Source organism: Asticcacaulis sp., assembly GCF_027484505.1.
GTDB lineage: Bacteria > Pseudomonadota > Alphaproteobacteria > Caulobacterales > Caulobacteraceae > Asticcacaulis.
The window spans coordinates 1-3519 of the sequence record NZ_JAIXSV010000313.1; the positions used below are offsets into that span (position 1 = coordinate 1).

The 3519-nt window shown below is 61.9% G+C and carries 4 protein-coding genes; 3 read left to right on the plus strand and 1 reads right to left on the minus strand.

Annotated elements, in window-relative coordinates:
* From Q0072_RS18480 to Q0072_RS18490, 3 genes are all read left to right on the plus strand, one after another.
* Positions 1-936 (plus strand): TonB-dependent receptor (locus Q0072_RS18480; RefSeq protein ID WP_298333026.1); only part of this gene is annotated, 936 nt, incomplete at its 5' end.
* 52 nt (positions 937-988) lie between these two features.
* Positions 989-1888 (plus strand): phosphodiester glycosidase family protein, encoded by a 900-nt coding sequence (locus Q0072_RS18485; RefSeq protein ID WP_298333027.1) that lies wholly within the window; start codon positions 989-991, stop codon positions 1886-1888.
* An 8-nt stretch (positions 1889-1896) separates the two neighbouring features.
* The gene (locus Q0072_RS18490) at positions 1897-2778 is read left to right on the plus strand and encodes a hypothetical protein (protein ID WP_298333028.1); all 882 of its coding nucleotides are present in this window, start codon (positions 1897-1899) and stop codon (positions 2776-2778) included.
* A gap of 69 nt (positions 2779-2847) precedes the next feature.
* On the opposite strand, the gene Q0072_RS18495 is transcribed toward Q0072_RS18490, so the two are convergent.
* On the minus strand, positions 2848-3519 hold a 672-nt coding region (locus tag Q0072_RS18495; protein ID WP_298333029.1), incomplete at its 5' end, for a tyrosine-protein phosphatase.

Sequence of the window (3519 nt, forward strand, 5' to 3'; positions counted from 1 at the left end):
CAACTGCGCCACGCCGGTGAACGCCACAGCCTGATCTTTGGCGGCCGCTACGAGGATACGGCGACCGAAGTGAATGGTTACCGCGTCAATGGCAACACGGTCACGGAGCTGAATCGCAAGGGCACTTATGACAACTTCCTGCCTTCGGTGGTCTTCAGCTACACCATCCTGCCGAACCTTAAGTTCCGCACGGCCTATTTTGAGGCCATTGGTCGCGCCAACCCTTCCGATCTTGGCACCAATGAAAGTCTCAATGCGAGCAGCCTGACGCTGTCACGCGGCAATCCCGATCTGAAGCCGCGTAAGGCAAAGAACTACGATGCGGCGCTGGAAATCTACTTCCCCAACAAGGCGGGCATGATTTCGGTCGCGGCCTTCGCTAAAGACCTGAAGGATGAAATCTATTCGATAACGCTCGGCAAGACGATCATTGACGGGGCTGAATATACGGTGACCCAGCCGCAGAACGTGGCCAATTCGCGCATATCCGGTGTCGAATTCAGCGTGATCAAGAACAATTTCGATGTCCTGCCGGGCCTGTTGCGGCATTTCGGCGCATCGGCCAACTATACCCGTCTGCACGGCCGGGCGGACCTGCCGAACGGCGTGCGCACCGACCGTCTGAACCGTCAGCCGGAGCATCAGTCCAATGTCGCGCTCTTCTACGAAGATGGCCCGCTGAAGGCGCGCGTCTCCTATGCCTATACCGGGGAACGCTACACCTCCTTCTCAACGACGGACCCTTCGACCAACCGTTATGACAAGGCGTGGAAGCAGGTTGATTTTACGGCCCGCTATTCTCTGGGCCGCTATCAGATCATCGGCGAAATCCGTAACCTGACAGACCAGCATCGCGAAAACTACGATCAGTACGGAGTGCGTGACCTCAACTATTTCGGTCGCCAGTTCTGGCTGGGTGTTGCCTTCAAGCAATAGGCAGGCCCTAGACAGGCTTCGGCCTGTCCGCTTCTTTTTGTGAGTTCAAAATATGAAATCTGTTCTTGCGGCACTACTGCTGCTGTCAATCCCCGTAGCGGTTCAGGCCGAACCCCTGCCGCCGTTCAGTCTCGAAGCCCCCGCCACGCCGCTGTTCGACGGCGTCCGCTACGAAAAGCGGGTGCGAGGCGGCAATGAGCCCATGGTGGCGCACATCGTGACGCTGGACCTGACGCGGGCGGGTTTGCACTTTGAGGTGACGCCGGGCGACCGCTCGAAAGGCATGGAACACGTTGCCCTGACGGCCAGCGAATATCAGCGCCGTTCCGGGGCGCAGATCGTGATCAATGCCAGCTACTTCCTGCCCTTTGCGGGCGGCAGCAAGGGGGCGGATGATTATTACCCCAAAAGCGGTGACCCGGTTAACGTCTCCGGTGCCGCCCTGTCGCATGGGCAGAGGGTCTCGCCGGTCGAGACCGATCTCGATATCCGCGTCAACTCTATCGTCTGTTTCAAGGCGGCGCAGGTGCTGATCCGCGAGGGTCAGGTCTGCCCGGCGGGGCAAACCGACGCCGTCGCTGCGGGGCCGCGCCTGCTCAGCGATCGGCACGCGCAGAGCTTTCTGGCCTTCGATAACAACTACGCCATGACCCGCGCCCCGCGCACCGCCATCGGTGTGTCGGCAGATGGTCGCACCGTCTGGCTGGTGGTCGTCGATGGCCGCCAGAAGGGCTATAGCGAAGGGGCGACCCTCACAGAACTGACAGACCTGTTTGTGGCTCTCGGCGCGGCGGACGCCATCAATCTGGATGGCGGCGGTTCTTCGACCCTTGTCAGAGAGGGAACCGACCACAAGCCGGACGTGCTGAACCGCCCCATCCATACCGGCGTACCGGGGCGCGAGCGTCCGGTCGCCAATCACATCGCCGTCTATGCCCTGCCGTTGAAATGAGGCCTGATATGCGCGCTCTCGCCCTTGCCGCCCTGCTGACCCTGACGGTATCGCCGGTGGCCGCTCAATCGAGCGGCTTCCCGATGCTGGAAGAGTGGACGCCGCCGGTAGTGCAGACCGCGACGGCCAGGCTGATCAGCGAATATTCCGCCCCGGAAGCCCGTCAGGGCGTGGCGGTCGATGGCCGCTACGTCTATGCGGTGGTCAATTCGATCATCGGCAAGTACGACAAGCAGAGCGGGGCGCTGATCGCCCGCTGGACCAGCCCGCGCAACGGGCCTATCCGCCACATCAATTCGTGCTACGCGGCCCATAACGAACTGTGGTGCGCCAATTCCAACTTCCCCGAAGTGCCTATGGGGTCTTCGGTCGAGGTGTTCGACGCCCGCACCATGACCCATAAACGCAGCCATAGTCTGGGGTTGCTGGACGAAGGCTCACTAACCTTTTTTGAGCCCTATCGGGGCGGCTATATGGCCGGCTTTGCCCATTATGACGACAAGGGCGGCACGGGGTTCAAGAGCAGCCGCTACAGCGCCATCGTTACCTATGACGCGCAGTGGCGACGCACCGGCGGCTGGCTGATCCCCGACGCGGTTCAGGCACGCATGGCCCCCAATGCGGCCTCCGGTGGCGGTATCGGCCCGGACGGCCTGCTCTATCTGCTGGGGCATGACCGCACCGAGCTTTATGTGCTGGCCAAGCCGCGTCTGGGGCCGCTTCTGATCCATCTGGCGACCATCGACATCGCCGCCGAGGGGCAGGCCTTTGTCTGGGACAAGACGGTCAAGGGCCGCCGGCTGTATGCGATCAGCCGCCCCAAGGGCGTCATCCGGGCCTTTGATATTCCCGAGGTTCGCGTGGATCACCCGGACGCCCGCCGGTTTTAGGGTTTGCGACCAGGGTGCAATCCGACAAAGTGGTGTCCGCTTTATCGGATTGCACTCTTACGCGTTCGGCTATTTAAGGAGGCGCGTCTTCAGGGCGGCCACATCGGCGGCGCTGAGGCCCAGATCTTCGCGCACATAGCGCTCCCAGCCGCCTTCACGGGAGTCAATGGCGGCAAACGCGGCGTCGAGATAGCGCGCATCGACCCCCATCAGGGCCTGAACCACCTCCGGCGGCAGGCGACGGAAGGCCGCCATCATCGGGTCTTCCTTTTCGCCGGCCTTGGGCATGTCGGGGGTGTAGTAGCGGTTGGACAGCAGATAGTCTTCGGTCACCGTGGTGCGCGGCACGCCCAGAATCGTCAGAATGAGGGCCGTGGCAACACCGGTGCGGTCCTTGCCCGCCGAGCAATTATAGACCAGCGGGGTTTCACCGTCGATAATCAGGCGCATCAGGCGCTTGTACTGACCGGCAAACTTGAACGGAGCATCGCGGTAGAAGCCCGCCATCATAGCGCGGGTCTCTTCGGCGGTGACATTGCCCTTCTGGAAAAAGGCCATGAAGGGCGTCATGTCCATGTCGTAGTCCTGCGAATAGACGGCGACCTTCATGTCGGCGGGCCACACGGCCGGGGCGCTGGCGCGTTCCTGTGTGGCGCGGAAATCGACATTGGTCTTGATCCCCAGCGCTTTCAACTGCGCAAAGCCGGCCGGGGTGATGCGGTTCATGGCGGCCGACCGGTA